This window comes from Chelatococcus albus, assembly GCF_030067675.1.
Taxonomy (GTDB): Bacteria; Pseudomonadota; Alphaproteobacteria; order Rhizobiales; family Beijerinckiaceae; genus Chelatococcus_A; species Chelatococcus_A albus.
The window spans coordinates 604261-630373 of sequence record NZ_JASJEV010000001.1 but is presented as its reverse complement, the minus strand read 5'-3'; the positions used below and the strand labels follow the sequence as shown (position 1 = coordinate 630373).

23 protein-coding genes are annotated in these 26113 nt (G+C 68.7%); 15 read left to right on the top strand and 8 right to left on the bottom strand.

Annotated elements, in window-relative coordinates:
• Positions 1-20 precede the first annotated feature (20 nt).
• Positions 21-698 carry a GNAT family N-acetyltransferase gene (locus QNA08_RS02800; RefSeq protein WP_283739139.1) on the top strand — a complete coding sequence of 226 codons (678 nt, stop codon included), beginning with the start codon at positions 21-23 and terminating at the stop codon, positions 696-698.
• Between the two features lie 217 nt (positions 699-915).
• Here QNA08_RS02800 and QNA08_RS02795 read toward each other — a convergent pair whose 3' ends face one another.
• Complete coding sequence (locus tag QNA08_RS02795; protein ID WP_283739138.1) at positions 916-1227, bottom strand: hypothetical protein; 312 nt, start codon at positions 1225-1227, stop codon at positions 916-918.
• Positions 1228-1461: 234 nt separating this feature from the next.
• The gene (gene pobA / locus QNA08_RS02790) at positions 1462-2640 is read right to left on the bottom strand and encodes a 4-hydroxybenzoate 3-monooxygenase (protein ID WP_283739137.1); all 1179 of its coding nucleotides are present in this window, start codon (positions 2638-2640) and stop codon (positions 1462-1464) included.
• Between the two features lie 391 nt (positions 2641-3031).
• On the opposite strand from pobA, the gene QNA08_RS02785 reads away from it, so the two are divergent.
• On the top strand, positions 3032-3742 hold the full coding sequence (locus QNA08_RS02785; protein WP_283739136.1) for a glutathione S-transferase N-terminal domain-containing protein: 711 nt from the start codon (positions 3032-3034) through the stop codon (positions 3740-3742).
• A gap of 74 nt (positions 3743-3816) precedes the next feature.
• Here QNA08_RS02785 and QNA08_RS02780 read toward each other — a convergent pair whose 3' ends face one another.
• Positions 3817-4308, bottom strand: coding sequence for a DUF2147 domain-containing protein (locus QNA08_RS02780; protein ID WP_283739135.1), 492 nt, complete (start codon positions 4306-4308; stop codon positions 3817-3819).
• A gap of 202 nt (positions 4309-4510) precedes the next feature.
• Between QNA08_RS02780 and ndk the strand changes: the two genes are divergently transcribed.
• The 4 genes from ndk to QNA08_RS02760 all read left to right on the top strand — a co-directional run bounded on the left by ndk (position 4511) and on the right by QNA08_RS02760 (position 8115).
• Complete coding sequence (gene ndk / locus QNA08_RS02775; RefSeq protein WP_283739134.1) at positions 4511-4933, top strand: nucleoside-diphosphate kinase; 423 nt, start codon at positions 4511-4513, stop codon at positions 4931-4933.
• A 127-nt stretch (positions 4934-5060) separates the two neighbouring features.
• On the top strand, positions 5061-7151 hold the full coding sequence (locus QNA08_RS02770) for a molybdopterin-containing oxidoreductase family protein (RefSeq protein ID WP_283739133.1): 2091 nt from the start codon (positions 5061-5063) through the stop codon (positions 7149-7151).
• A gap of 44 nt (positions 7152-7195) precedes the next feature.
• Entirely contained in the window at positions 7196-7540 is a 345-nt protein-coding gene (locus QNA08_RS02765) for a hypothetical protein (RefSeq protein WP_283739132.1), read from the top strand.
• Between the two features lie 203 nt (positions 7541-7743).
• Entirely contained in the window at positions 7744-8115 is a 372-nt protein-coding gene (locus tag QNA08_RS02760) for a hypothetical protein (RefSeq protein WP_283739131.1), read from the top strand.
• A gap of 7 nt (positions 8116-8122) precedes the next feature.
• On the opposite strand, the gene QNA08_RS02755 is transcribed toward QNA08_RS02760, so the two are convergent.
• Positions 8123-8842, bottom strand: a complete 720-nt coding sequence (locus tag QNA08_RS02755) for a glutathione S-transferase family protein (RefSeq protein WP_283739130.1) — start codon at positions 8840-8842, stop codon at positions 8123-8125.
• Between the two features lie 234 nt (positions 8843-9076).
• On the opposite strand from QNA08_RS02755, the gene QNA08_RS02750 reads away from it, so the two are divergent.
• A complete protein-coding gene (locus tag QNA08_RS02750) occupies positions 9077-9796 on the top strand; it encodes a helix-turn-helix transcriptional regulator (protein WP_283739129.1) in 720 nt (239 codons plus the stop codon).
• Positions 9797-10093: 297 nt separating this feature from the next.
• Here the strand turns inward: QNA08_RS02750 and purN are convergent, their stop codons facing one another.
• Positions 10094-10759 carry a phosphoribosylglycinamide formyltransferase gene (gene purN / locus QNA08_RS02745; RefSeq protein ID WP_283739128.1) on the bottom strand — a complete coding sequence of 222 codons (666 nt, stop codon included), beginning with the start codon at positions 10757-10759 and terminating at the stop codon, positions 10094-10096.
• Entirely contained in the window at positions 10756-11841 is a 1086-nt protein-coding gene (purM, locus tag QNA08_RS02740; RefSeq protein WP_283739127.1) for a phosphoribosylformylglycinamidine cyclo-ligase, read from the bottom strand. Before purM ends, purN begins: the two co-directional genes overlap by 4 nt.
• A 176-nt stretch (positions 11842-12017) precedes the next feature.
• Between purM and QNA08_RS02735 the strand changes: the two genes are divergently transcribed.
• From QNA08_RS02735 to QNA08_RS02710, 6 genes are all read left to right on the top strand, one after another.
• Complete coding sequence (locus tag QNA08_RS02735; RefSeq protein ID WP_283739126.1) at positions 12018-12548, top strand: CDP-alcohol phosphatidyltransferase family protein; 531 nt, start codon at positions 12018-12020, stop codon at positions 12546-12548.
• Positions 12549-12597: 49 nt separating this feature from the next.
• Positions 12598-13692 carry an AI-2E family transporter gene (locus QNA08_RS02730; RefSeq protein WP_283739125.1) on the top strand — a complete coding sequence of 365 codons (1095 nt, stop codon included), beginning with the start codon at positions 12598-12600 and terminating at the stop codon, positions 13690-13692.
• 54 nt (positions 13693-13746) lie between these two features.
• Complete coding sequence (locus QNA08_RS02725; protein ID WP_283739124.1) at positions 13747-14436, top strand: P-loop NTPase family protein; 690 nt, start codon at positions 13747-13749, stop codon at positions 14434-14436.
• Positions 14437-14560: 124 nt separating this feature from the next.
• Entirely contained in the window at positions 14561-16750 is a 2190-nt protein-coding gene (locus QNA08_RS02720) for an RNA degradosome polyphosphate kinase (RefSeq protein WP_422679848.1), read from the top strand.
• A gap of 64 nt (positions 16751-16814) precedes the next feature.
• The gene (gene ppx / locus QNA08_RS02715) at positions 16815-18275 is read left to right on the top strand and encodes an exopolyphosphatase (RefSeq protein ID WP_283739314.1); all 1461 of its coding nucleotides are present in this window, start codon (positions 16815-16817) and stop codon (positions 18273-18275) included.
• 116 nt (positions 18276-18391) lie between these two features.
• Complete coding sequence (locus tag QNA08_RS02710; RefSeq protein WP_283739123.1) at positions 18392-20392, top strand: methyl-accepting chemotaxis protein; 2001 nt, start codon at positions 18392-18394, stop codon at positions 20390-20392.
• A gap of 20 nt (positions 20393-20412) precedes the next feature.
• Here the strand turns inward: QNA08_RS02710 and rnd are convergent, their stop codons facing one another.
• Positions 20413-21558 (bottom strand): ribonuclease D, encoded by a 1146-nt coding sequence (gene rnd / locus QNA08_RS02705; protein ID WP_283739122.1) that lies wholly within the window; start codon positions 21556-21558, stop codon positions 20413-20415.
• Between the two features lie 251 nt (positions 21559-21809).
• On the opposite strand from rnd, the gene aspS reads away from it, so the two are divergent.
• Positions 21810-23624, top strand: coding sequence for an aspartate--tRNA ligase (aspS, locus tag QNA08_RS02700; RefSeq protein WP_283739121.1), 1815 nt, complete (start codon positions 21810-21812; stop codon positions 23622-23624).
• Positions 23625-23814: 190 nt separating this feature from the next.
• Here aspS and QNA08_RS02695 read toward each other — a convergent pair whose 3' ends face one another.
• A complete protein-coding gene (locus QNA08_RS02695; protein WP_283739120.1) occupies positions 23815-24435 on the bottom strand; it encodes a TetR/AcrR family transcriptional regulator in 621 nt (206 codons plus the stop codon).
• Positions 24436-25036: 601 nt separating this feature from the next.
• Here QNA08_RS02695 and QNA08_RS02690 point away from each other — a divergent pair.
• Positions 25037-25948, top strand: coding sequence for a glycosyltransferase family 2 protein (locus QNA08_RS02690; protein WP_283739119.1), 912 nt, complete (start codon positions 25037-25039; stop codon positions 25946-25948).
• Positions 25949-26113 lie beyond the last annotated feature (165 nt).

Genomic DNA, 26113 nt, shown 5'->3' with positions numbered 1-26113 from the left:
GAGGGTGGCTTTCCCTGTTCGTGCAGTCGGCCGCCATTCTCGAATATCTCGCCGACAAGACCGGCCGCTTCAGCGGCGGCTCGCTCGATGAACGTCTGGCGGCGCGCGAATGGATGTTCCGGGAGTTCGACCGCCTGACGCGCGGGGGCGCGGATCGAGAGCCTGCCGGGCTTCGGCGCACCGGAAGACGTTCTGCCGGTCGAAAGCCGTTCCGCGGCATGAGACGGTTGAGCGTCGCCGGGCTCGTGCTGCGTGCGGCAACGGCATCGGACCTCGAGGCGATCGTGCGCCTGCACGAAGCGGACGGCGCCTCCGGCCACGGCTACGGCGATGCGTGGAGCGAGGAGACGAGCCCGCTGTACGAGCTGGCCCGACGCCGCATCGCCGAAAGCCCGGACAGCCTCCTCTGCGTGGCCGAGGTCGACGGCGCCGTCGCGGGCACTTTCCTGCTGACGATCATGCCGGGCCTCACCGGACGCGGCGCGGTGACGGCATTGCTGCGCGCCGTTCAGGTTCGCCCCGATCTGCGCTCGCGCAGGATCGGCGCCGCCATGCTGGCCTTTGCGGAGGACGAGGCCCGCGCGCGCGGCGCGACCTTGCTCAAGCTGACCTCCAACAAGAGCAGGCCGGATGTCCATCGCTTCCATGCGCGGCACGGCTATGCGGCGAGCCACCAGGGCTTTTCCAAGCACCTTTGAATTGGCGGCGACCGGCATCCCGCACAAAAACGCCCCGGCCGTGAGGCCGGGGCGTGAGGGCTGCCCGAAGGGTCTCGATTTTCGGAGCAGTCGTTGCCTCGACGTCTTGATGATCGGCCCGTTTCCGGGCCGAAGTAAGACACGAGGCCGTGAAGCCCGGGGACAGGTCGATGGGCTTCGCTCGTCCCGCCCGCGCGGTCAGTTCGTTCCTCTTCGGTCAGTTCGTTCTCTTGGCCTTGAGGCATTCGCTCGAGAACTGCCGCCAGGTCTTGCCGCCGGTCTTGTTCTCGGCCTTCATCTTCTGCCACTCGGCGCCGCATTCCTTCATGCGGTTGCGCGCCGCCTGCTGGGCGGGGGTCGCTTCCTTCTTCTCTGTCTCCGTCGCCGGCGCGGCGGGCTGTGCCGGGGCTGCGGGCGCGGTCTGCGTCGGCGCGGGCTTCGCCGGCTGGGCGGTCTGCGCCGCGACGGGCGTCGTCAGGGAAGCCACGAGCACGGCGGCTGCGGCGGCACCGAGGACCTTGTTCAGCATGGATATCCCTCCTGAACCCGTTGCCGTCCCCGGCCCGGCGCCGCAACACGCAGCCCCCCTTCAAGCCCGAACAGCAAGCGGCCGCATTCCGCCCGGAAAAGATGATCGAGGCAAGTCCCCGAGGGGGCAGACAATGGACGCTCCCCGCAGGGGGCAAACCCATGGGCGCGCCGCGGGGAGGAGGGCCGAACGCCTGTCGCGCGCCCGGCCGGCCATTGCCGCCTGCGGCCGGGTTCAATCCTCGAAAGGCAGGCCGACGTAGTTCTCGGCAAGGGAGGTCGCCGCCGCCCGTGAGCCCGTCACGTAGTCGAGCTCGGCGAGCTGCACACGCTGCTCGAAGGGGCTGTGATGGTCGAAGCGGTGCAGCATCGACGTCATCCACCAGGAGAAGCGCTGCGCCTTCCAGATGCGCCGCAGGCAGGTGGCTGAATAGGCCGCGAGCAGCTCCCGGTTTCCCCTGACGTAGAAGGCGTCGAGCGCGCGGGAGAGGAGGCGTACGTCGGCGACCGCGAGATTCATGCCCTTGGCGCCCGTCGGCGGCACGATGTGCGCCGCATCGCCGGCGAGGAACAGGCGGCCGTACTGCATCGGCTCGACGACGAAGCTGCGCATGGGCGTGATGCCCTTCTGCATGACGGGGCCTTCGGCGAGCTTCCAGTTGGTGTCGTTCTCGAGGCGCAGGTGCAGTTCCTGCCAGATGCGCTCGTCCGGCCAGTTCTTGATGTCGTCGTGCGGGTCGCATTGCACGTAGAGGCGCGTGATCTCGTGCGAGCGCATGCTGTGCAGGGCGAAGCCGCGCTCGTGGTGCGCGTAGATCAGCTCCTCCGACGAGGGAGCGACATGGGCGAGGATGCCGAGCCAGCCGAAGGGATAGACGCGCTCGTAAGTCGTGAGCACCCCTTCCGGGATGCTTGGCCGGCAGACGCCGTGGAAGCCGTCGCAGCCGGCGATGAAGTCGCAGACGAGCTCCTGCGGCTTGCCGTCCTGGGAGAACGTGATGCGCGGGCGGTCCGTCTCGAGGTCGTGCACGGCGACGTCGGCGACCTCGAAGAGGATCTCGCCGCCGGCGGCGAGGCGCGCGGCGATGAGATCCTTCACCACCTCGTGCTGGCCGTAGACCGTGATGGCCTTTCCGCCGGTGAGCTCGCTCAGGTCGATCCGATGGCGGCGGCGGGAGAAGGACAGCTCGATGCCGTGATGCACGAGGCCCTCGCGGCGCATGCGCTCGCCGAGGCCGGTGTCGTTCAGGAGGTCGACGGTGCCCTGTTCGAGGACGCCGGCGCGAATGCGTTCCTCGACATAATGCCTGCAGCGGTTCTCGAGGATGACGGAGCTGATCCCGTGCAGGTGCAGGAGATGGGACAGGAGCAGGCCGGCCGGACCGGCGCCGACGATACCAACCTGGGTGCGCACTGGCAGTTTCCTCTCGGCTTTCTTGTTCGCGCCTGGTGGGCCAGCTCCGACAGATGGTACTCGTCCGCCGGCCCGTGGTGATCCGCGAAGTCGATCAGTCGTGCCCATCCGTGCCGGGCGGCCGCCGGCATCGATCAGGGCCGTGCCGTCGCCGCGGATCCCCGCGACGCACATTCGGGAGGTGACCGCCGCCGGGCCATGGATGAAACCCGGAAACGATGGAACATTCCCGGTTCGCCTTCCCGCGCCCGCGATGCCGCGCCTCGACGGGGCACGCGGCTGCCGCAGCCCCATGCAACCGGACTGTGCGCTGGCGCACATTGTCCGAGCACGCGGCGCGGATTACATCCCGTTCATATCGCGGATGGCCGCGAGGCGAGGAGCAGCAGGCATGGCCGCTACGCAGACGAAGCCCATCGACCTCTATTACTGGCCGACACCGAACGGCTGGAAGATCTCGATCATGCTGGAAGAATGCGGCCTTCCCTACACGGTGCATTCCGTGAACATCGGCCGGGGCGACCAGTTCAAGCCGGAGTTCCTCGCCATTTCGCCGAACAACAAGATGCCGGCGATCGTCGATCCGGAAGGGCCGGACGGCAAGCCGATCTCCGTCTTCGAGTCCGGCGCCATCTTGCAATATCTCGGCCGCAAGACCGGCAAGTTCTATCCGGCCGACGAGCGCCGGCGTGTCGAAGTCGAGCAGTGGCTTTTCTGGCAGATGGCGGGCCTCGGGCCGATGGCGGGCCAGACGCATCATTTCCGCATCTATGCGCCGGAAAGACTGCCCTATGCCGTCGATCGCTACACCAACGAGACGAACCGCCTCTACGGCGTCATGAACCGGCGGCTCGCCGACCGGGAGTTCCTGGCCGGAGACTATTCGATCGCCGACATCGCCTGCGTGGGCTGGGCGAAGCTGTGGGAGCGGCAGGGCCAGGACATCAGCGACTTTCCACACCTCAAGCGCTGGCTCGACACGGTGCTCGCGCGCCCGGCCGTTCAACGAGGCCTTGCGGTGAATGCCGAGGATCGTGGTAAACTTGATCTCGCCACCGACAAGGAGGCGCAGAAGATCCTCTTTGGACAGCGTGCCCTGTAAGGGGTACGTTGTGGGTCGAGGCAACGGCGGGCGGCCTTCGGGCCGCCCGTTCTCGTTCCGGCGGGGACCGCGCGTCAGTTGACGCGCGACCAGGTCTGTCCGCGGCAGATGAGGCCGCCGAGCACGCAGCCCGAGAGCTCGAGGGCATTGCCCCCCTTCACCTTCATCCTGCCGCTGTAGGTCTTGCCGTCCTTGTAGTTGTAGAGCGACCCGGCATATTCGCCGGGCGCACCGCTCGGCCTGATGTCCGTCATCATCTGCACGCCCACGAGGCTGCGTGTGCGCAGCGCCGCGTTGGGATTGTTCTCGTCCCTGGCGTCGCCCTTCACCCAGACGATGGTGCCGCAGAGCGCCGCGCCGCAGGGGGCCACGCGCACGCGGGTTTCCTTGCTCTCGCTGAGCCAGGTGCCGATCACATCCTGGGCCTGGGCCCGCGCCTGGCCGGCGGATGCCAGACTTCCGGCGATCAGCGCCATCGCGCCCAGACGCACCATTCCCGCGCGCATATTGACATTGCCTGCCATGGTCTCCTCCTCGACGCTTCTGCTTTCAAGGCTCCGGCTCATGCGGCCGTGCTGCCGTCGATGCTGCAGATGCTAGGCGAGGGCGCGTGCGCTTCCAAGCAAATAGTTCATACATGAACCAAAATGCCGGAAGCCGTTCATTTTCGCGCGTTGCGGGCCCACGCGGTGTCTTGTGACGGCCGGCGTCGGCGGCTATAAGCCCCGCCACATTTCCCGCAACGCAAAACGACGAGACGAGCAGCTCATGGTTCTCGAGCGCACCTTTTCGATCCTCAAGCCCGATGCGACGGCGCGCAATCTCACGGGCGCCATCAACGCCGTCATCGAGCAGGCGGGCCTGCGCATCGTGGCGCAGAAGCGCATCCGCATGACGCGCGAGCAGGCCGAGACCTTCTACGCGGTGCACAAGGAGCGCCCCTTCTTCGGCGAGCTCGTCGAGTTCATGACCTCCGGCCCGGTCGTGGTGCAGGTGCTCGAGGGCGAGAACGCCATCGCCAGGTACCGCGACGTGATGGGGGCGACGAACCCCGCCCAGGCCGCCGACGGCACGATCCGCAAGCTCTTCGCCAAGTCGATCGGCGAGAACTCGGTGCACGGCTCGGATGCGCCGGAGACGGCGGTGATCGAGATCGCCCAGTTCTTCTCCGGCAACGAGATCGTCGGCTGAGCACGCTCCGCTCGGTGCATTCATGAACGGAAGGCGGGCCTCGGCCCGCCTTTCTTCATGGATGGAGGGCTCGACGCGACGTGGACCCGCGGGCATCATCCGCGAACCTGGAACCGTTCCGAAGACGATGACCGTTCAGCCCAAGATCACGCGCGGCTTCTCAGCCTGCCCCCACGACTGCCCGTCGACCTGCGCCCTCGACGTCGAGGTGATCGACGGCCGCACCATCGGGCGCCTCCACGGGGCGGGCGACAACAGCTACACGGCGGGCGTGATCTGCGCCAAGGTGGCGCGCTATGCCGAGCGCGTGCACAGCCCCGGGCGTGTCCTGCATCCCCTGAAGCGCGTCGGCCCGAAGGGGGCGGGGGAGTTCGAGCGCATCTCCTGGGACGAGGCGCTCGACATCGTGGCCGAGCGATTCCTCGCGGCCGAGCGCGACTTCGGCCCTGAGAGCGTCTGGCCCTACTACTACGCGGGCACGATGGGCCTCGTGATGCGCGACGGCATCAACCGCCTGCGCCACGTCAAGAAATACTCCCGCCAGTATTCCACCATCTGCACGGCTCTATCCTGGGCGGGCTATATCGCCGGCACCGGCCGGCTCGCCGGCACCGACCCGCGCGAGATGGCGAAGTCGGACTGCATCGTCCTGTGGGGCACCAACGCGGTGCACACACAGGTCAACGTCATGACCCACGCCCTCAAGGCGCGCAAGGAGCGCGGCGCCAGGATCGTGGCCGTCGACGTCTACATGAACGCGACGATGAAGCAGGCGGACATGGCGCTCCTGCTGCGGCCGGGCACGGATGCGGCGCTTGCCTGCGCCGTCATGCACGTGCTCTTCCGCGACGGCCACGCCGATCGCGACTATCTCGCGCAATACACGGACTGTCCGGACGAGCTCGAGGCGCATCTGAAGTCGCGGACGCCGGAATGGGCCTCCGCCATCACGGGCCTTCCCGCCGCCGAGATCGAGGCCTTCGCCGCGCTCCTCGGCGAGCGTCGGGCCGCCTATTTCCGCCTGGGCTATGGCTTCGCGCGGCAGCGCAACGGGGCGGTTGGCATGCACGCGGCGCTCAGCATTCCGGCCGTGCTCGGGGCCTGGCGCCACGAGGGCGGCGGCGCGCTGCACTCGAACAGCGGCATCTTCCGCTGGCGCAAGACCATGATCGAGGGGCTCGACGCGCTCGATGCCTCCGTGCGGCAGCTCGACCAGTCGCAGATCGGGCGCGTGCTCACGGGCGACGCGGAGGCGCTGCGCCACGGGCCGCCGGTCAAGGCCATGCTCATCCAGAACACCAATCCCGTGTCGGTCGCGCCGGAGCAGGAGCGGGTGAAGCAGGGCTTCGCCCGCGAGGACCTCTTCGTCTGCGTCCACGAGCAGTTCATGACGGAGACGGCGAAGATGGCCGACGTCGTGCTGCCGGCGACCATGTTCCTTGAGCACGACGACCTCTATCAGGGCGGCGGGCACCAGCACGTGCTCCTCGGGCCGAAGCTCGTCGATCCCCCCGGAGAGTGCTGCTCGAACCACGAGGTCATCTGCGCGCTCGCCCGGCGCCTCGGCGCCGAGCACCCGGGCTTTTCCATGAGTGCGCGCGAGCTCATCGACTGGACGCTGCGCAATACCGACCGGGGCACGGTGGAGGAGCTCCAGGCCAGCCGCTGGCTCGACGTGCAGCCGCCCTTCCGGCAGGCGCATTTCCTCGACGGCTTCGGCTACGAGGACGGCAGGTTCCGCTTCAGGCCGGACTGGAGCCGCGTGCCCATGACGAATGCCGGTCCCATGGGGCCGTGGCAGGCCATGCCGGCGCTGCCGGATCATTGGCCCGTGATCGAGGAGGCGGACGCCGAACATCCCTTCCGCCTCTCCACCAGCCCGGCGCGCAACTTCCTCAATTCCACCTTCACCGAGACGCCAACGTCGCAGGCCAAGGAGGGCGGGCGCCCGGAGGTCTTCGTCCATCCGGACGACGCGGCCGCCCTCGGCATCGCGGACGGCGAGAGGGTGGTCCTCGGCAACCGCCGTGGCGAGGTGCGCCTTCACGCGCGGGTCTATGACGGCGTGCGCCGCGGTGTGCTGATCGCCGAATCGATCTGGCCCAACAGTGCCTTCGAGGACGGCCGCGGCATCAATACGCTCACGGGCGCCGACCAGCCGGCTCCCTTCGGCGGCGCCGCCTTCCACGACAACAAGGTGTGGTTGAGCAAGGCGTGAGCCGGCGACATACTCTCGTCCGCAACGAGGCTGGGAGGTTGCGCGTGCGTGGTTTGCTTCTGGTCGCCATCGGTCTGTTCGTCGCCACATCGGCTTTCGCCGCCGGATCGACGGCCGCCCTGCCGCCGCCGGATCCGACCGCGGCCAGGTTGAGCCGGCCGCAGATCGGCGAGCGCGCCTACAAGGGCTGCCTCGTGACCCAGGCGCAGCTCCAGGGCACGCCGCAGGAGACCCTGCGCAGCCCCTGCCGCTGTTACGCCAACAGGACGATCGCCGCGATGGGCGAGGACGAGGTCGCTGCCTTCCGCCAAACCGGCTATTTCAACGACGTGACCCGCGCCAAGGCGCTCGCAGCGCTCGACGCCTGCAACCTCAAGCGTCCGATCTGATCGTCCCGCAGACCTGCTCCGCCATCTTTGGCGCTTGACGCGCCGCAGCACGCGCGACAACGAGCGCGTGCCAGAGCGGGATGATGAAAGGCGGGTACCGGTTCTCCGTTCCATCCCGCCCTGGCTCATCAGAATTGATCACGGGCGGGACCTGGCGACGGGTGTGCGGCCCGTTGCCGGAAGCGCGGAGCGGGGCGACAGCGATGACGAAGCGTGGGGTCTTGTTTTCTCTCGTTCTGGCCGGGGCGATGGCCGCATCCGCCGCAGCCTTCGCGGGCGCCGCGCCGCCGCCGGCCTCTGCCGCCCCGGCGGGGCTGCCCAAGGACTATTCCAGCCTCAGCAACGAGCAGATCCGCACACAGATTCTCGACGCCTGTGTCGTGCGCCAGTGGGGCGAAACCGAATCGAAGACCGACAACTACGCCCAGCGCTGCGGCTGCTACGCCACCCGCGTGGCGAAGGCGATGACGCCTGACGAGTTCGACGCCTTCCGCTCGACGGGCTACTTCAGTGACAGCGCCCGTGCCAAGGCCGAGGACGCGCTTCTCGCCTGCAAGGTGAGCCGAGGCGGCTGACCGCCGGTCAGGCGGCTTCCGTCATCGCCGGTTCGGCGTAGAAGCGATCCTGCATGCGCTGCATGTAGGCGGCGAGATTGGCATGCTCGCGCGTGTAGGCGACGAGTGGCGAGGCGAGATCGGCGCTCGAGACCGTCATCAGGAAGGCGTGGACAGTCGCGTCCACGCCCTTCGGTGCCGCGCCCATCATGAAGGGCTTGTCGCCGAGTTGCGTCGCGATGGCCTCGATATCGCAGCGCGCCAGCAGCAGCATTTCCTCGCGCGAATGGCGGCCGAACCCCTGCGCTACCAGGGCCTTGCGGACCTTCCTCTGGATGAGCGGGGGCACGAGGGTCCTGAGCGGCCAGGGCAATTGGTCGAAGATCGCTGCCCGCACCTTGGCGAAATTCTCTTCCATCAGCCAGCGTTCGCTGACCAGCGCCCAATAGAGGTGCTCCTCGCACATCTTCTCGAAGGCCCAACCGGTCGCGCGTTCGAGCGCCGATAGTCCCTCATCGAAGTCGATGTCGTGGCGCTCTTCGAGATGGAGCCTGATGAAGGTGGAGTCGCAGACGACGCGCTCCCCGTCGCGGATATAGGGGAGCTTGCCCTTGGGAGCCTTCGAGAAGCCGCCCCTGTCGGTGCGGTAGGGCAGGCCGGCCATCTTCAGGAGAATCTCGGCCTTGATGACGAAGGGGCTGAGGTCGGAGAGACCGAAACCCGGCCCGAACGCGTAAAGGGTGATCATGGCATCCGCCCAGGGAAAGATTGGCCGATGGCTCGTCTACTGCCACATTCCTGACAGCGTGCTGTCAGCAGCATACCGCCATGTTGCCGGGAACCGATGATGCCAAGGGTCGGCCGCGCCTGCCTTGCGCCCGCGCGAGGGCCCTCGCCATCGGTGAAACGTCGCAACCGAGCCGGCCGTCCAAGCGTTTCGCTGTTGCCGCGGCTGGCACGACACGAGGCCAGGATCCGCCCGATGCGCCGCGCCGACCGATTGCTGCACCTGCTCCAGATCCTGCGCCGGCATCGCCGGCCCGTGACGGCCGACGTGATCGCCGCGGAACTCGAAGTCTCGGTCCGTACCGTCTATCGCGACGTTGCCGCGCTGATCGGGCAGGGCGTGCCGGTGCGCGGCGAGGCGGGCATCGGCTACGTGCTCGACCGCGGGTTCGACATGCCGCCCCTGATGTTCACGCCCGACGAGCTCGAGGCCGTCATGCTCGGGCTGCGCTGGGTCGTCGGCCGGGGTGACCGCGATCTGGCGCGCGCCGCGCTCGATGTCGTCGCCAAGATCGAGGCGATGGTGCCCGAGAGGCTGAGGCCCGTGTTCCTCGACAATCGCCTGCTGGTTCCGCCGCCATGGACCGAGAACCCGTCGTCCGTCGATCTCGGCGAACTGCGGGTCGCCATTCGCGACGGCCGCAAGCTGCGCCTGCTCTACCGCGCCGAGGACGGCCAGGAAACAGACCGGATCGTGTGGCCGCTCGCGCTGACCTATTACGAGAGCAAGCGCATCGCCGTGGCCTGGTGCGAGCTCAGGCAGGGCTTTCGCCATTTCCGTACGGATCGCATCCTCGAGCTCGAACCGCTGGCGGAGCGCATTCCCGGCCGGCGGGCGGTCCTCCTGCAGGCCTGGCAGCAGGAGGTGCGCGACCGGGCCGGCCTGCCGCACCTCGATCTGCTCGGCCTGGGCTGAGCCGCGCTAGAGCATTTTCCGCCGAGGTGGTCGCCGGTTCGGCGAAGAAAATGCTCTATTCTCAAAAAGATAGATGCACTTCCCGATTCAATTGAATCGGGAAGTGCTCTAGCGCAAGGTCGCGCCCGCGTGGGCTGAAAAGCCGGATTTTCAAGAGCTTGGCGGCCGATCTGTGGAAGGAGAATCAGATCGGGGGCCGGCCGTCCCGCTGGTCGGGTCGAATCCGATGTCGCGCCCAAGCTGTTGGCGGGGCTCGACTGGACGAGGTTCCGGCGTCTGCCGCGGGCGAGCGCCCGGTCACGAGCGCGCCGCGGTGCGCGCGCCTGCCTGAGCCTCCGGCGCGAAGACCACGTGGTCGCCCTCGAGACGCGCCTTGCCAGAAGCGACCTGGGCGAGCGCGGCCGGGTAGATGACGTGCTCCTGCGCGAGCACGCGCGCGGCGAGCGTTTCCTCCGTGTCGCCGGGAAGGACGGGAAGGGCAGCCTGCCGGATGATGGGGCCGGCGTCGAGCTCGGGCACGACGAAATGCACCGTGCAGCCGTGCTCGCGCACGCCGGCTTCCAGGGCACGGCGGTGCGTATCCAGTCCGCGGAAGGCAGGCAGGAGGGAAGGGTGAACGTTGAGCATCCGTCCCGTCCAGCGCTCGACGAACCAGGGCGTCAGCACGCGCATGAAACCGGCGAGGCAGACGAGCTCGATGCCGTGCTCGGCCAGCACGGAATCGAGCGCCTGGTCGAAGGCGGCGCGGTCCTTGCCGAAAAGCTTGTGGTCGATGACAGCCGTCGCGATACCGGCTGCCGTCGCGCGGGCGAGGCCCGCCGCCTCGGGGCGGTTCGAGAGGACGAGGACGATGTCGGCCGGGTACTGCGGATCGCGCGCGGCCTCGATGAGCGCGGTCATGTTCGATCCGCGCCCGGAGATGAGGATGGCCGTGCGACGGCGGTTGGGACCGGATGAGGTCACAGCGCGAGATGCCCCGTCGTCGTCACGCGCGGCGCGCCGGCCTCGGCCGCGACGATCGTGCCGAGCCGGACGGGGGCTTCGCCCTCCGCCGCGAGCGCCCCGGCGACGTCCTCCGCCGCCGCGGCATCCGCCACCACCACCATGCCGATGCCGCAGTTGAAGGTGCGCAGCATCTCGGCCTCGGCGATGCCGCCCGCACGGGCGAGCCAGCCGAAGACCGGGGGAACCGCGATCGCCGACAGATCGAGGCGGGCGCCGGTGCCATCCGGCAGGACGCGAGGAATGTTGTCGGGGAAGCCGCCGCCCGTGATATGCGCGAGCGCCTTGATTGCCTCCGAGCGCTTCAGCGCGCGGAGGAGCTCGCGCACGTAGATGCGCGTCGGCGTGAGGAGGGCGGCGCCGAGTGCCGTGCCCGGCGCGAAGGGGGCAGGCGCATCCCAGGCAAGGCCGGCATTCGCCACGACCTTGCGCACGAGCGAGAAGCCGTTCGAGTGGACGCCGGAAGAAGGAAGCCCGAGAAGCACGTCGCCCGGCTTCACGTCGCCGCGCGGCAGAAGGCGGCCGCGTTCGGCCGCGCCCACGGCGAAACCGGCAAGATCGTAGTCGCCGGCCGCGTAGAGGCCGGGCATTTCCGCCGTCTCGCCGCCGATGAGGGCGCAGCCCGCCTGCCGGCAGCCCTCGGCGATGCCCTTGACGATCGCGACGCCCGCCGCGGGCTCCAGCTTGCCGGTGGCGTAATAGTCGAGGAAGAACAGCGGTTCGGCGCCCTGCACGACGAGGTCGTTGACGCACATGGCCACGAGGTCGATACCGACGGTGTCGTGGATGCCGGTCTCGATGGCGATCTTGACCTTGGTGCCGACACCGTCGTTGGCTGCGACCAGGATCGGGTCGGTGAAGCCGGCCGCCTTCAGGTCGAAGAGGCCGCCGAAGCCGCCGATCTCCGCATCGGCCCCGGGGCGGCGCGTGGCGCGCACCAGCGGCTTGATGGCGTCGACCATGGCATTGCCGGCATCGATGTCCACGCCCGCGTCAGCATAGGTGAGGCCGTTCGCCGCGTTCTTCGGCTCGTCGTTCTGCATCGCCCGTGTGGTCTCCCGCGGCGATCGCGCCATCGCCCGCGCCAGTCGAATTCGTCGCGGCGGGCAGTACGACGACAGGGGCTTGCGCGCAAGGGGCCTGTCGCCGGCGCGGCCCCTCGCGGTTTCGTGAGCCACGTCCTACATTCGGTATTCCCCTCTGCCGGTCGGTTCCGCGAATGACCCTTCCGAACCTCATCACCATAGCCCGGCTCTTCCTGGTGCCGCTCATCGTGGCCATGATCGGGGCCGGGCGCTGGCAGTTCGCCTTCGTCCTCTTCGTGGTCGCAGGCGTGTCCGACGCAGTCGACGGCTTCATTGCCCGCCGCTTCAACATGAAGAGCGAGCTCGGCGCCTATATCGACGCCCTCGCCGACAAGGCGCTGCTCGTGTCGATCTACGTCAGCCTGTCGATCGTCGGCGTTCTGCCGGGCTGGATCGCCATTCTCGTCGTGTCGCGCGACCTGATGATCCTGATGGCGGTCATCGTCTCCTGGCTCATGGACAAGCCGGTCGAGATCAAGCCGCTCGTCGTGTCGAAGGCCAATACGGCGGCGCAGATCTCGTTTGCCGCGCTCGTCCTTGGCGCCCGCGCCTTCGGCGTGGACCTCGGCCTCGTCGAGGATGCCGTCATGGCCGTGGTGGCCGTCTTGACGCTGATCTCGGCTGGCGCCTATCTCGCCGTCTGGCTGCGCCACATGGCGGCCTGAGGCGCGCAGCCGAGCGAAGGATCGCCCGCTGCAAGGGACCCGAGGACGCATGACCATTCAGCGACAGATCGGTTTCTGGGTCGCGACGCTCCTCGTCATCGTCGCCTTCCTCTTCATCCTGCGCGACATCCTTCTGCCCTTCGTCGCCGGGCTTGCGCTCGCCTATCTCCTCGATCCTCTGGCCGACCGCCTGGAGCGCCTGCGCATCGGAAGGCTGTGGGCGACGCTCATCATCCTCGGGCTCTTCGTCCTCATCTTCATCCTTGCGCTCGTCCTCCTCGTGCCGATCGCCACCAGCCAGCTCTCGGCCTTCATCGACAGGCTGCCGCCGACGGTGGCGCGGCTGCAGCAGCTCTTCGCCGAGCAGGGCGGGCCGCTGCTCGAGCATCTGGGAGGCAGCGAGGCCCTCGCCAACATGCAGAAGTCGCTTGGCGATGTGGTCAGCCAGGGTGCGAAGTGGCTCGGCGCCTTCCTGCAGTCCCTGTGGTCGGGCGGGCAGGCGATCGTCAATGTCTTCGCCCTGCTCGTCGTGACCCCGGTCGTCGCCTTCTACCTGCTTGTCGACTGGGACCGCATGGTGGCGACCGTCGACGGCTGGCTGCCGCGCCGTCATCGCGAGACGGTGCGGGCGCTGGTGAGCGAGATGGACCGCGCCATCTCCGGCTTCATCCGCGGGCAGGCGCTCGTGTGCATCATTCTCGGCACCTTCTACGCCGTGGGGCTCACCGCCCTCGGTCTCAATTTCGGCGCCCTCATCGGCCTGGTGAGCGGTTTCCTCACCTTCATTCCCTACGTCGGTTCGATGACCGGCCTTCTCCTGTCCGCCGGCGTGGCGCTCGTCCAGTTCTGGCCGGACTGGACCATGGTCGCCGCCACTCTCGGCATCTTCTTCTTCGGCCAGTTCATCGAGGGCAACATCCTGTCCCCGAAGCTCGTCGGCGGGGCGGTGGGGCTCCATCCGGTGTGGCTGATGTTCGCGCTCTTCGCCTTCGGCTCGCTCTTCGGCTTCGTCGGCCTGCTGCTCGCCGTGCCGCTTGCCGCGGCCCTCGGGGTGCTGGCCCGCTTCGCCATCCGGCAGTATCTGGCGAGCCCGTTGTACGGGACCCTGACTGCTCCCCCGCCGGGCCCCGAGACGGATGCCTGAGCCGGCGCGTGCCGCGCCGGCCAGCGTAACGAGTACCAAGCATATCCGAGTGCCATGCCACAACCGCCACGCCAGCTTCCGCTCGATCTGCCCGTCGAGCCGCGCTACGGGGCCGAGGATTTCCTCGTCAGCCCCTGCAACGAGGTGGCCTATGCCCTGATCGAGCGTTGGCCGGAATGGCCGGACCGGGTCGTGCGACTCCTTGGGCCGGACGGCTCGGGCAAGACGCATCTTGCCGCCATCTGGGCCGCGCGTGCCTGTGCGTGGACTGTCAGGGCGGCGGAACTGACGGAAGAGAGCGTGGCGGAACTCGCCCCTGGCGGGACGGTCGTCGTCGAGGACTGCGACGCGGGCCCGCGCGACGAGCACGCCTTCTTTCACCTGCTCAATGCGGTGCGCGGGCGCGGTGGCCATGCCCTGCTCACGGCGAGAACGCCGCCGGATGCCTGGGGCCTCGCCACACCCGATCTCCTGTCGCGCCTGCGGCTCGCGCCGGCGGTCGAGCTCGGCGCGCCGGACGATGCCCTGCTCAAGGCTGTGCTGGTCAAGCTCTTCGTCGACCGGCAGCTCGTGGTCGACACGAGCGTGGTGGATTATCTCGCCGTGCGCATCGAGCGCTCGCTCGCCGTGGCGCAACGGGTCGTGGCGCTTCTCGACCGCGAGGCGCTGAGCCGCGGCCGCCGCATCACACGCGCCATGGCCACGGACGTCGTCCAGAGCCTGCTGCGCGGGGAAGAGGGCTGACAAAGCTTCGCCCTTCGTCGCGGAAATGTCGTACAAGTAGGACAAGAACGAACGGCAACGACGGCGGGAGACAACGGTGCAGAGCGAGGCGGATCGTCGGGCGGTCGAGGTGCTGGAGCCTGCGGTGCGCGCCGAGGTGGAGCCGGCAGCCCGACCACCCGCCGAGCGCGTTGCGCCCGAGGGCGAGGCCCTGCGCCAGTCGCCGCAGCGCTTCATCAATCGCGAGCTCTCCTGGCTGCAGTTCAACCGGCGGGTGCTGGAGGAAGCGTCCAACCGCAACCATCCGCTGCTCGAACAGCTGCGCTTCCTGTCGATCTCGGCGAACAACCTCGACGAGTTCTTCATGGTGCGCGTCGCAGGCCTGCGCGGGCAGGTGCGCGTGGGCGTCGTCACCCCCTCGCAGGACGGGCTGACGCCGGCCGAGCAACTCGCCAAGATCAGCGCTGAGGTCTCTGTTCTCGCCAGCGACCAGCAGAGACGCTGGCGCGAGCTGCGCGACGAACTGCTGGAGAACGGCATCGTCCTCGCCGACGGCACGGATCTCACCAAGGCGGAACGCTCGTGGCTGGAGGACTATTTCCTTCACCACGTCTTTCCCGTGCTGACGCCGCTCGCCATCGACCCGGCGCATCCGTTTCCCTTCATTCCCAATCTCGGCTTCTCGGTCGCCCTGTCGCTCTTCCGCGCCGGCGACAACCGGGCGCTGAGCGCCCTCATCCGCGTGCCGAGCAAGATCGAGCGCTTCATCCGCCTGCCGGATTTCGCCGAGACGGGGGCTCAGCGCTTCATCGCGCTCGAACAGGCGATCGTGCTGTTCACCGGCAAGCTCTTCCCCGGTTACACGGTGAAGGGGCAGGGCTCGTTCCGCGTCATCCGCGACTCCGATCTCGAAATCGAGGAGGAGGCGGAGGATCTCGTGCGCCTGTTCGAGTCGGCGCTGAAACAGCGCCGGCGCGGCACCGTCATCCGCCTCGAGATCGAGGCCGGGATGCCGGAGGCGCTGCGCGCCTTCGTGGCGGACGAACTCGACGTCTCGTCGGACGAGATCTTCGTCGTCGACGGGATGCTGGCGCTCAACGAATTGTCACAGCTCGTCAGCCTCGACAGGCCGGACCTCAAGTTCAAGGCCTATAACGCCCGCTTCCCCGAACGCATCCGCGAGCACGGCGGCGACTGCTTCGCCGCCATCCGCCAGAAGGACATCGTGGTGCACCACCCCTACGAGTCTTTCGACGTGGTGGTGCAGTTCCTGCAGCAGGCGGCGCGCGACCCGAACGTCGTCGCGATCAAGCAGACGCTCTACCGCACGTCTTCGGACTCCCCCATCGTCAAGGCGCTGTCGGAGGCGGCAGAAGCCGGCAAGTCGGTGACTGCGCTCGTCGAACTCAAGGCGCGCTTCGACGAGGAGGCGAACATCCGCTGGGCCCGCGACCTCGAGCGGGCCGGCGCGCAGGTCGTCTTCGGCTTCATCGAGCTCAAGACGCACGCCAAGCTCTCGATGGTGGTGCGGCGCGAGGGCGGCCAGCTCGTCACCTATTGCCACGTGGGCACGGGCAACTACCACCCGATCACCGCGCGCGTCTATACCGATCTCTCCTATTTCACGGCCGATCCGGTGATCGCGGGGGACGTGGCGCGTATCTTCAATTTCATCACCGGCTATGCGGAGCCGGCCGAGCTCGTGCGCATGGCCGTCTCGCCGGTGACGCTCAAGGCGCGCATCCTGCAGCACATCCGCGAGGAGATCGGCCATGCCAGGGCGGGGCGGCCGGCCGCGATCTGGGGCAAGTGCAACGCGCTCGTCGACCCCGTGGTCATCGATGCGCTGTATGAAGCCTCGCAGGCTGGGGTTCAGATCGATCTCGTCGTGCGCGGCATCTGCTGCCTGAGGCCCGGCATTCCCGGGCTCTCCGACCACATCCGGGTGAAGTCGATCGTCGGCCGCTTCCTGGAGCACGGGCGCATCTATGCCTTCGGCAACGGCCACGGCCTGCCGACCTCGAAGGCGCATCTCTACATCTCCTCGGCCGACCTGATGCCGCGCAACCTCGACCGGCGCGTCGAGGCGCTGCTGCCGATCCACAACCCGACGGTGCATCAGCAGGTCCTCGACCAGATCATGCTCGCCAATCTGCTCGACAACGAGCAGAGCTGGAGGGTATTGCCCGACGGGACGAGCGAACGCATCATCCGCGCAAAGGGCGAGGAGCCCTTCAACGCCCACAAGTACTTCATGACCAATCCGAGCCTGTCGGGACGTGGAAAATCTCTCAAGGATTCGAGCCCCCGCACTCTCGCCAAGGGATCCCGCTGACGGCGGGCCGGATGCGTCTTTCGATTCGGCGCCCGGCCGCCTCAAGGTCGGCAGGCCCGTCGCCATCATCGACATCGGTTCCAACTCGGTGCGACTCGTCGCCTATGAGGGGCTGACGCGCGCGCCGACGCCGATCTTCAACGAGAAGGTTCTGTGCGGCCTCGGGCGCAATGTGGCGACCACGGGCCGCCTCGCCGAGGACGCGGTCAACAAGGCGTTGAAGGCGCTCGCCCGCTTCCGGGTTCTCTGCGACACCATGCAGGTCGAGCGCCTGCAGGTCCTGGCCACGGCCGCGGCGCGGGACGCCTCGAACGGACCTGAGTTTCTCGAGCGGGCGGCCGCGGTCACCGGACGGTCGATCGAGCTCTTGTCGGGGCGGCGCGAGGCGGAACTGTCGGCCTACGGCATCATTTCCGGCTTCCATGAGCCCGATGGGGTAGTGGGCGACCTCGGCGGCGGCAGCCTCGAACTCGTCGAGCTCAACGGGCAGATGGTGTCGCAGGGCGTGACGCTGCCGCTCGGTGGCCTCGCGCTGCAGGACCTCGCCGGCGGGTCGGTGAAGAAGGCGCAGAAGCTCGTGCGCGAGGCGATGGCCGCGGTGCCGCAGCTCGACGCGCTCAAGGGTCGCACCTTCTACGCGGTGGGCGGCACGTGGCGCGCGCTTGCCAATCTGCACATGCGGCAGAAGGGCTATCCGCTGCACGTCATGCATGGCTATCGCGTGCCCCCGCGCGACGTGCTGGAATTCGCCCGCATCGTCGAGCGCGTGGAGGCCGAGACGCTTGAGGCGATCGACACCGTCTCCGAAGCGCGGCGGCCGCTTCTTGCCTACGGCGCCCTGGTGCTCGACCAGATCATCCGCCGTGGCAAGCCCAAGACGGTGGTGGTCTCGGCCTTCGGTGTGCGCGAGGGGTTGCTTTACGAGCAGCTCGACGAGGAGGCGCGGCGGCAGGACCCGCTCCTGGTGGCGGCGAGCGACCTGAACATCCTGCGCTCGCGCTCGCCCCGCCACGGCGAGGAGCTGATCGCCTGGACCGATCGCCTGATGGAGACGGCAGGGCTCGACGAGAGCGTCGAGGAGCGGCGCCTCCGGCATGCGGCCTGTCTGCTCGCCGACATTGGCTGGCGGGCCCACCCCGACTACCGCGGCGAGCAGAGCCTCAACATCATCGCGCACGCCGCCTTCGTCGGCGTCGACCATCCCGGCCGCGCCTATCTCGCGCTTTCGGTCTATTTCCGGCATGTGGGCCTGTCCGTCGACGACGTGAGCCCGCGGCTGCGCGAACTCGTCTCGCCGCGGATGCTCGACCGCGCCCGCATCCTCGGCGGTGCCATGCGGGTGGCCTATCTCGTCTCGGCCGCCATGCCCGGCGTCCTGCCGCGCGTCCCGATCGAGGGAACCGGCGGCAAGCTGATGCTGACGCTGCCGCGTGAGCTTGCGCCGCTCGCCAACGAGCGCCTGCAGAACCGCGTCAAGCAACTCGCGCGCCTGATCGGTTTGCGGCCGGACATCGCCCAGGCCTGACACCAAGGGGCCGGACCTTCGATCCTGCGCCCGCGTCACCGAAACGTCATACTGAGGTAACGCTTTCGCAACGGCAGGCCGCGAAAACCCTGTTGCAATGCAAAAAGGGTAGTGCCGTGACGAGAATTTCGCTCCGCGGGCGCATCACCGCACGCGTATCGCTGCCGATGGCGGTGGTGATCGTCGCCGGCATGACATCGGTGCTGGGAGGTGCCGGCTGGGCGGCGCGGCGCATGGCTGCCTCCGCGGCGGAGACTTCCGCCATGCTGGCGGTCGCCAGTGGGGCCGCCGACTATGTGAGCGACCTTGAGGCCATGACCTTGCGCGTGCGCACCGCCGAAGGGGAGTTCGGCCGGTCGCCGGATGCGCTGGTCGGTGCGGAAATGCATGGCCTGCGGACCGCGGCCGCTCGGCTGGCCGCGCTTGCGGCCGGCACGTCCTTCAGCGGCGAGGTCGGTCTTCTCGTCCAGCGGACCGAAACGCTCGACCAGGCGGCGCGGAACGCGGTCGTCGCCCGGTGGGCGCTCGACGATCTCGACGAGGCCTATCCGGTCACCGTGCGCGATTTCATGGCGGCCGTGCGCCGGTTGGCGATGGAGGTGGAGGGGGTCGACCCCGGCCTCGCCCGACGCCTCCTCGATGAGAAGGATGTGATCGTCGGCGGGGCTGTCGCCTTCCTTGGGGCCAGGGGTGGGGCGGGTTTCGAGGCGGTGCGCGCCGGCCTGACCGCCTTCGCGGATTCCCTTGAAACAGCCCACGCGCGCCTGCGCGGGCGCACCGGGAATGCCCGCGACCTGGTCCGCGCCGTCGAGAGCGAACGGTCGCGGCTCTATGGCTTCGTGACCCAGAAGGGCGGTGCTGGAGAACGCGCCGACCGCGCAGCCCGCGACCTCGCGACCGTCGTCGAGGAGGCCGGCCAGCTCGCGCGCGGCATGCGGCGCACCGCGGGCCGGATGTCGGCGGCGTCCGCCGGGCATGTCGGCGATCTCGCCCACAACCTGACGCTGGGGCTGGCGCTGGCCGCCGGCGGTGCGATCGCCATCGTCGGGCTCATCCTCATCTGGCTCGACCGCCGCGTCGTGGCGCCGCTCGACGGCCTCGGCGGCAGCATGGAGCGCCTCGCGGCGGGCGATGTCGATATCGATATCGCAGGTGTCGACCGGCAGGACGAGGTCGGCACCATGGCGCGCAGCCTCGCCGTCTTCCGCGACGACGCCCTCGCCAAGCGCCGCCTCGAGGACGCAGCCTCGCGCGAGGCTGCCGCACGGGAGGCCCGACGACGCCAGCTCGAAGAGGCGATCGCGCATCTGAGGGAGCGCACCGGCAGCGTGCTGGGGGTCGTGCGCGAGGGGGCGAATGCGCTGCGCAGCCTGTCGCGCGACCTCGGCGCCGAGGTCGAGAGTTCGGAGGAACACGCCAGCGTTGCACGCAGCGCAGCCACCGACACCACCGCCAGCATGGCGATTGTCGCCACCGCGACGGAGGAACTCGCGACGTCGAGCCGCGACATTGCCGAGCGTTCGAGCGAAACGAGCCGCATGGTGGGCGAGGCGCTCGTCGCCGGCCACCAGTCGAGCGCCCGGGCGACGGCACTGAGCGCGGCGGCGCGGCAGATCGGCGACATCGTCGGGCTGATCGAGACCATCGCCCAGAAGACGAATCTGCTCGCCCTCAACGCCACCATCGAGGCGGCGCGCGCCGGCGACGCAGGGCGCGGATTCGGCGTGGTCGCCAGCGAGGTGAAGGCGCTCGCCATTCAGACCGGACGCGCGACCGCCGATATCGCCGCCCATGTCGCGGCAATCCAGCGCGACACGCAGGACAGTGCTGCCGCGGTGGCGCGCATCGAGGGGCTTCTCGGCGAGATCAGCGAATTCAGCCAGTTGGTCGCCGCCGCAGTCGAGGAGCAGGGGCAGGCGACCAGCGCGATTGCGGCGAGTTCGTCGGAGGCCGCCCTGGGCGCGACGCGCATGAGCGAGAGCCTCGCGGTCATGGCAGAGACCGTGGTCAAGGCCCGCCGGGCCACGCTGGATCTGGAGCACCTCGCCGAGGGTTTCGCCCAATCGGCCGAGGCGCTCGTCGCGGCGCTCGACGATTTCCTGGCACGCGCAGCCTGAACCCGCGACGAAGGGCCGACTCAGCGCTCGGTTGCGTGCACGCGCCCGCGCTCGACGGTGAGCGCCAGGCGGCCGTGCTTGAGGGCGAGGGCGCGCTCGCCGAAGAGGCCGCGGCGCCAACCCTTGAGCGCCGGCACATCGGCTTCGTCGTCGAGGGCGATCGCCTCGAGGTCGTCGACGGTCGCAAGGATCTTCGGCGCCACGCCCTCGTTCTCGGCCACGGCCTTGAGCAGCACCTTGAGCATCTCGAGAACGGCGCTGTTGGCGCTCCTGCCGCGCGAACGCTCGGGCAGGGCGATGGTCTTCGGATCCCGGGCGAGGCCGCGCTCGACGGCGAGCAGGATCTCGGCGCCGGCGCGCGACCGCTCGAATCCGTTCGGTATCGAGCGCAGGTGCCCCAGGGCCTCGGCGCTGCGGGGAGCGTGCGTGGCGACGTCGACGAGCGCGTCATCCTTCATGACGCGCGATCGCGGCACGTCGCGGCTCTGCGCCTCGCGCTCGCGCCATGCGGCGACCTCCATGAGGACGGCGGCCTCGCGCGCCTTCTTGATGCGGCCGCGCAGGCGCAGCCACGCCTCCTCGGGCTTCAGCTCGTAGGTCGCCGGCGAGGTGAGGACCGCCATCTCCTCGTCGAGCCAGGTTTCGCGTCCGGTTTTCTGCAGCTCCGTGTGCAGCGCCACGTAGATTGTGCGCAGATGCGTCACGTCCGAGAGGGCGTAGGCAAGCTGCTGTTCGGTGAGCGGCCGGCGCGACCAGTCCGTGAAGCGGGAGGACTTGTCGATGCGCGCCTTGGCGAGGTCGTTGGCGAGCTGTTCGTAGGACACCGAGTCGCCGTAGCCGCAGACCATGGCCGCGACCTGGGTGTCGAACAGCGGCGCGGGGATCGCGCCGCTCTTCTGCCAGATGATCTCGATGTCCTGGCGCGCCGAATGGAAGACCTTGACGATCCGCTCGTCGGCCATGAGGCCGAAGAAGGGGGCGAGGTCGATGTCCGGGCTCAGCGGGTCGACAAGAACGGCCTCGGCCGGGCAGGCCATCTGGATGAGGCAGAGCTTGGAATAGTACGTCGTCTCCCGCAGGAACTCGGTGTCCACGGTGACGAAGGGATGATGGGCGAGCCGCCGGCACGCGGCTTCCAGGGCGTCGGTGGTCGTGATCAGGTCCATGAAACGGCGCTATAGCCGAGACGATGCGCGCTGTCGCGCGCGAAGGTGCGGAAATTCGGCGCGCGCGGGTGCGCAGGCGGGCGGCGTGGCGGCGGTGCCGCGCCTTCGGCTCGTCCGGAGGGCCCGGCTCATCGCGGAAGGTAACGGCCGGCGCACCGTCCTTGACAAGCGGGGCGCCCTATGGGCTTCTCCGACGCTTCCCGCGGGCGCGTCCTCGTGCCCGCACGTCGTCTTCTCTCGGTCCTCGGGTCATGCATCGCTACCGCTCCCACACCTGCGGCGCCCTGCGCGCGTCCCACGTCGACGAAACCGTCCGCCTCTCCGGCTGGTGCCATCGCATCCGCGATCACGGCGGCGTGCTCTTTGTCGACCTGCGCGACCATTACGGCATCACGCAGTGTGTGGCCGATCCGGATTCGCCGGCGTTCAGGGCGGCCGAGCAGGTGCGTTCCGAGTGGGTCGTGCGCATCGACGGCAAGGTGCGCCGGCGCCCCGCCGGCACCGAGAACGCCGACCTGCCGACCGGCGAAGTCGAGATCTACATCACCGACCTCGAGGTCCTGGGGCCGGCTGCGGAACTCCCGATGCAGGTCTTCGGCGACCAGGTGTTCCCCGAGGACACGCGGCTGAAGTACCGCTTCCTCGACCTGCGCCGCGAGAAACTCCATCAGAACATCATGAAGCGCGGGGCGATCATCGACTCGCTGCGCCGGCGCATGAAGGAGCAGGGCTTCTTCGAGTTCCAGACGCCGATCCTGACGGCCTCCTCGCCGGAAGGGGCGCGCGACTTCCTCGTGCCTTCGCGCCTTCATCCCGGCAAGTTCTACGCGCTGCCGCAGGCGCCGCAGCAGTTCAAGCAGCTCACGATGATCGCGGGCTTCGATCGCTACTTCCAGATCGCGCCGTGTTTCCGCGACGAGGATGCGCGTGCCGACCGCTCGCCGGGCGAGTTCTACCAGCTCGACATCGAGATGAGCTTCGTCACGCAGGAGGACGTCTTCCAGGCCGTCGAGCCCGTGCTGCGCGGCGTCTTCGAGGAGTTTGGCGAGGGCAAGCCCGTCACGCCCGTCTTCCCGCGCATCCCCTATCGCGAGTCGATGCTGAAATACGGCGTCGACAAGCCCGACCTGCGCAACCCGATCGTCATCGCCGACGTGTCGGCGGAATTCTCCGCCGAGAGCGTCACGTTCAACGCCTTCAAGAACGTCATCAAGGCGGGCGGCGTCGTGCGTGCCATCCCGGCGCCCGGCGCAGCCGCCCAGCCGCGCTCCTTCTTCGACAAGCTCAATGACTGGGCCCGCTCGGAAGGGGCGCCCGGCCTCGGCTACATCGTCTTCGAGGAGGAGGGCGGAGCACTCGCCGGCCGTGGGCCCATCGCCAAGTTCATTCCCGCCGACGTGCAGGCGGCGATCGCGGCGAAAGCCGGCGTGAAGGCGGGTGACGCCGTCTTCTTCTCGGCGGGCGAGGAGGCGAAGGCGGCGAAGCTCGCTGGCGCCGCGCGCATCCGCATCGGCGACGAGCTTGCGCTCGGCGATCGCGAGCGCTTCGAGTTCTGCTGGGTCACCGACTTTCCTGCCTACGAGTGGAACGAGGAGGAGGAGCGAATCGACTTCTCCCACAACCCCTTCTCGATGCCGAACTACGACCACGACGCCTTCATGGCGCTCGATCCGCAGGACAAGCACACGATCCTCGGCATCACGGCCTTCCAGTACGACATCGTCTGCAACGGCGTGGAGCTGTCGTCGGGGGCGATCCGCAACCACCGCCCGGACATCATGGAGAAGGCCTTCGCCATCGCCGGCTACGGCAAGAACGTGCTCGAGGCGAAGTTCGGCGGCATGCTGCGGGCGCTGACCTACGGCGCGCCGCCGCACGGGGGCATCGCGCCGGGCATCGACCGCATCGTCATGCTGCTGTGCGGCGAGCAGAACCTGCGCGAGGTCGTCATGTTCCCCATGAACCAGCGCGCCGAGGACCTCCTGATGGGGGCTCCGTCGGAGGTGACGGCAAAGCAGCTCCGCGAGCTGCACATCCGGCTGAACCTGCCGGAGAAGAAGGCCTGAACGGCTGCCGTGTTCCCCGTCATCCGGGTCCGAGCGTGAGCCGAGGAGCCCGGGATGACCGCCGGGTTTTCCGCATGCACGCCACTGCCGTCGTCGCGGGGACGCAGGGGTGCCCCCGCAAACGCCGGGCGTTCAGCTCCGTCGTCCCGCAAGGGGCTGGCGGGGCTTGCCCGGGAGGGAACTCGCCCTCTCAGCCCGCCTTCCTGTCGCCTCGTGCGCCCGCGATCAGCCGGGCCATGCGATCCACGGCGGCCTTGTCGTCCGCGATGCGGTCTGTGAGCATCCGCAGCCAGTTGAAGCCGACATAGAGCTCGAGCAGCGCCTCGACGTCGGCGGCATCGATCTCGCCGCGCACGGCGGCGCGGGCGAAGATGTTGCGCAAGGTCCTGACCCGCTCGGGCAGGAACTTGTCGCGCAGCGCGGCGAGGGCGGCCTTGCTGCCCTGTGCCTCGGCCACCAGGGCGCGGAAGGTGCAGCCCGCGGGGCTGTCGCGCCAGAAGGTCCAGAGCGCGCGCGTGTAGGCGATCAGGTCGCTCTTCAGGTCCCCCGCATGCGGATCGGCGACGAAGGCCGCCTTGTCCTGCTCATAGACGGCGACGAACAGATCGGCTTTCGTCGGCCACCAACGGTAGATCGTCGGCTTGCCGGCGCCCGCCCTGCGCGCGACCTCGTCGATGGAAAAGCCCGCGTAACCCTTTTCTGCGAGAAGGGCCTGTGCCGCCATCAGCACGGCGGCCTCGGTCTCGGGATTGCGGCGGGCACCGATCGATCCGCGCCGCCTGCCGCGAGGTGCCTCGTCGTCCTCTGACATCCACGCCATCCTCCGACTGTCGACAGGCGCTTTTCATAACGGAACGGTTCGTTTATATGTGGCAATAAGAACGAGCCGTTTCGTTCCTATTATCGCCTCCCGGTGCACGGAGTCTGTAATGACGTCCGACCGGCCTCTTACTGCCAAGTCTGCGATCATCCCACAACTGCGCTTCCTTGCTGCGCTCATGTTGGGCGCCTATGCCTTGATCAATGTCCTCCTCTACCTCCTGCAGCCCGTCCCCAAGGGTGGCCGACCTGGGCGGTGACACTGCTTGCCATGCCTCCCATGGTGCTCGGGATGGTCTATGCCGTGGCACCGATCGCCCGGCGCTGCGGCGCGCTCTGACGCGCCTGCGATCGGATGGAATTGAGGGGGTGGAAATCGCCGCCTCCCGGAACGCGGGCGCGCCCGCGTTCCGGTCCTTCATCGCGCTCGCCGTGAGCCGCAGGTGGAACCGGGGCAGGCCCTAGGTCGTGGACGCAACTTCCCGATCCGGAGCCCTGCATGATGACGAAGGGCGGCTTGCCACAGGCCGCTGTCTCGGGGCAAAGCTGGCTCGGCCGCCCACCGATTGCGGCCGAGCGGAGATGTCCTGCCCGTGCCCCCCTCGCCAGCCGCGACCGTGACGGCGGTCGTCGTCGCCTTCGACAGCGCGCATGCGCTGCCCGCCTGCCTCGACGCGCTGGCGCGCGAAGGCGTGCACGCGATCGTCGTCGACAACGGCAGCGAGGACGACTCGGCCGCGCTCGCCGAGGCGCGGGGCGCGCGCGTCGTGCGCAACAGCCGCAACGAGGGCTTCGGCCGGGCAAACAACATCGGCGTGCGGGCCGCCGAGACGGACTACGTCCTTCTCGTCAACCCGGACCTGGTGCTCGACCCCGGGGCGGTGGCGGAGCTTCTGACCGCCGCGGCGCGCTATCCCGATGCGGGCATCCTCGCGCCGCGTATCGTCGAGCCCGACGGGCGCCTGTTCTTCCAGGCGCGCTCGCTGCTCTCCGCCTATCTGCCCAATCCCCGCGGCGTGCTGCGCCTGCCTGAGGGGGACTGCTGCGCGCCGTTCCTGTCGGGTGCGGCGATGCTGATGAGGCGCGACCTGTTCCTTGCCTGCGGCGGGTTCGACGAACAGATCTTCCTCTTCTACGAGGATGACGACCTGTGCCGGCGCGTGGCCGACGCCGGGCATGCACTCGTGCATGTCCACGCCGCGGTCGCGCGCCACGGGCGCGGCCGATCCAGCGCGCCGAAGCGCGGCCGCATCTTCACGACACGCTGGCACCAGGCGTGGTCGAAGGGCTATGTCAGCCGCAAGTACGGGCTCACCGACCCGACGCCCGCCATGTTCCTCGTCAATGCGGCGAAGGCGCTCGGAGCCTGTCTCGTCTTCAACCGCGGCCGCCTGGAGCGTTACGGCGGCTCGGCCGCCGGCGCGCTGGCGTGGCTGACGGGCCGTACGGCCCTCGCGCGCCAGGGGCTGGCGACGCCCGGGAAGGTACGGCGACGGGCAGCATGAGCGGACCTGCCGTCACGGTGCCCTGTGCTGTTTCGCTTGCGACGGCTGACAGCGCGTGCTTCCTGTCCGACGAGCAGCGGCCTGACGGCCGTTTCATCCTGGCGCTGCCTTTCATGCGGGCTGCGTCACGTGATCCCCACCTTCAGGACGGATGAGGCGACAGTC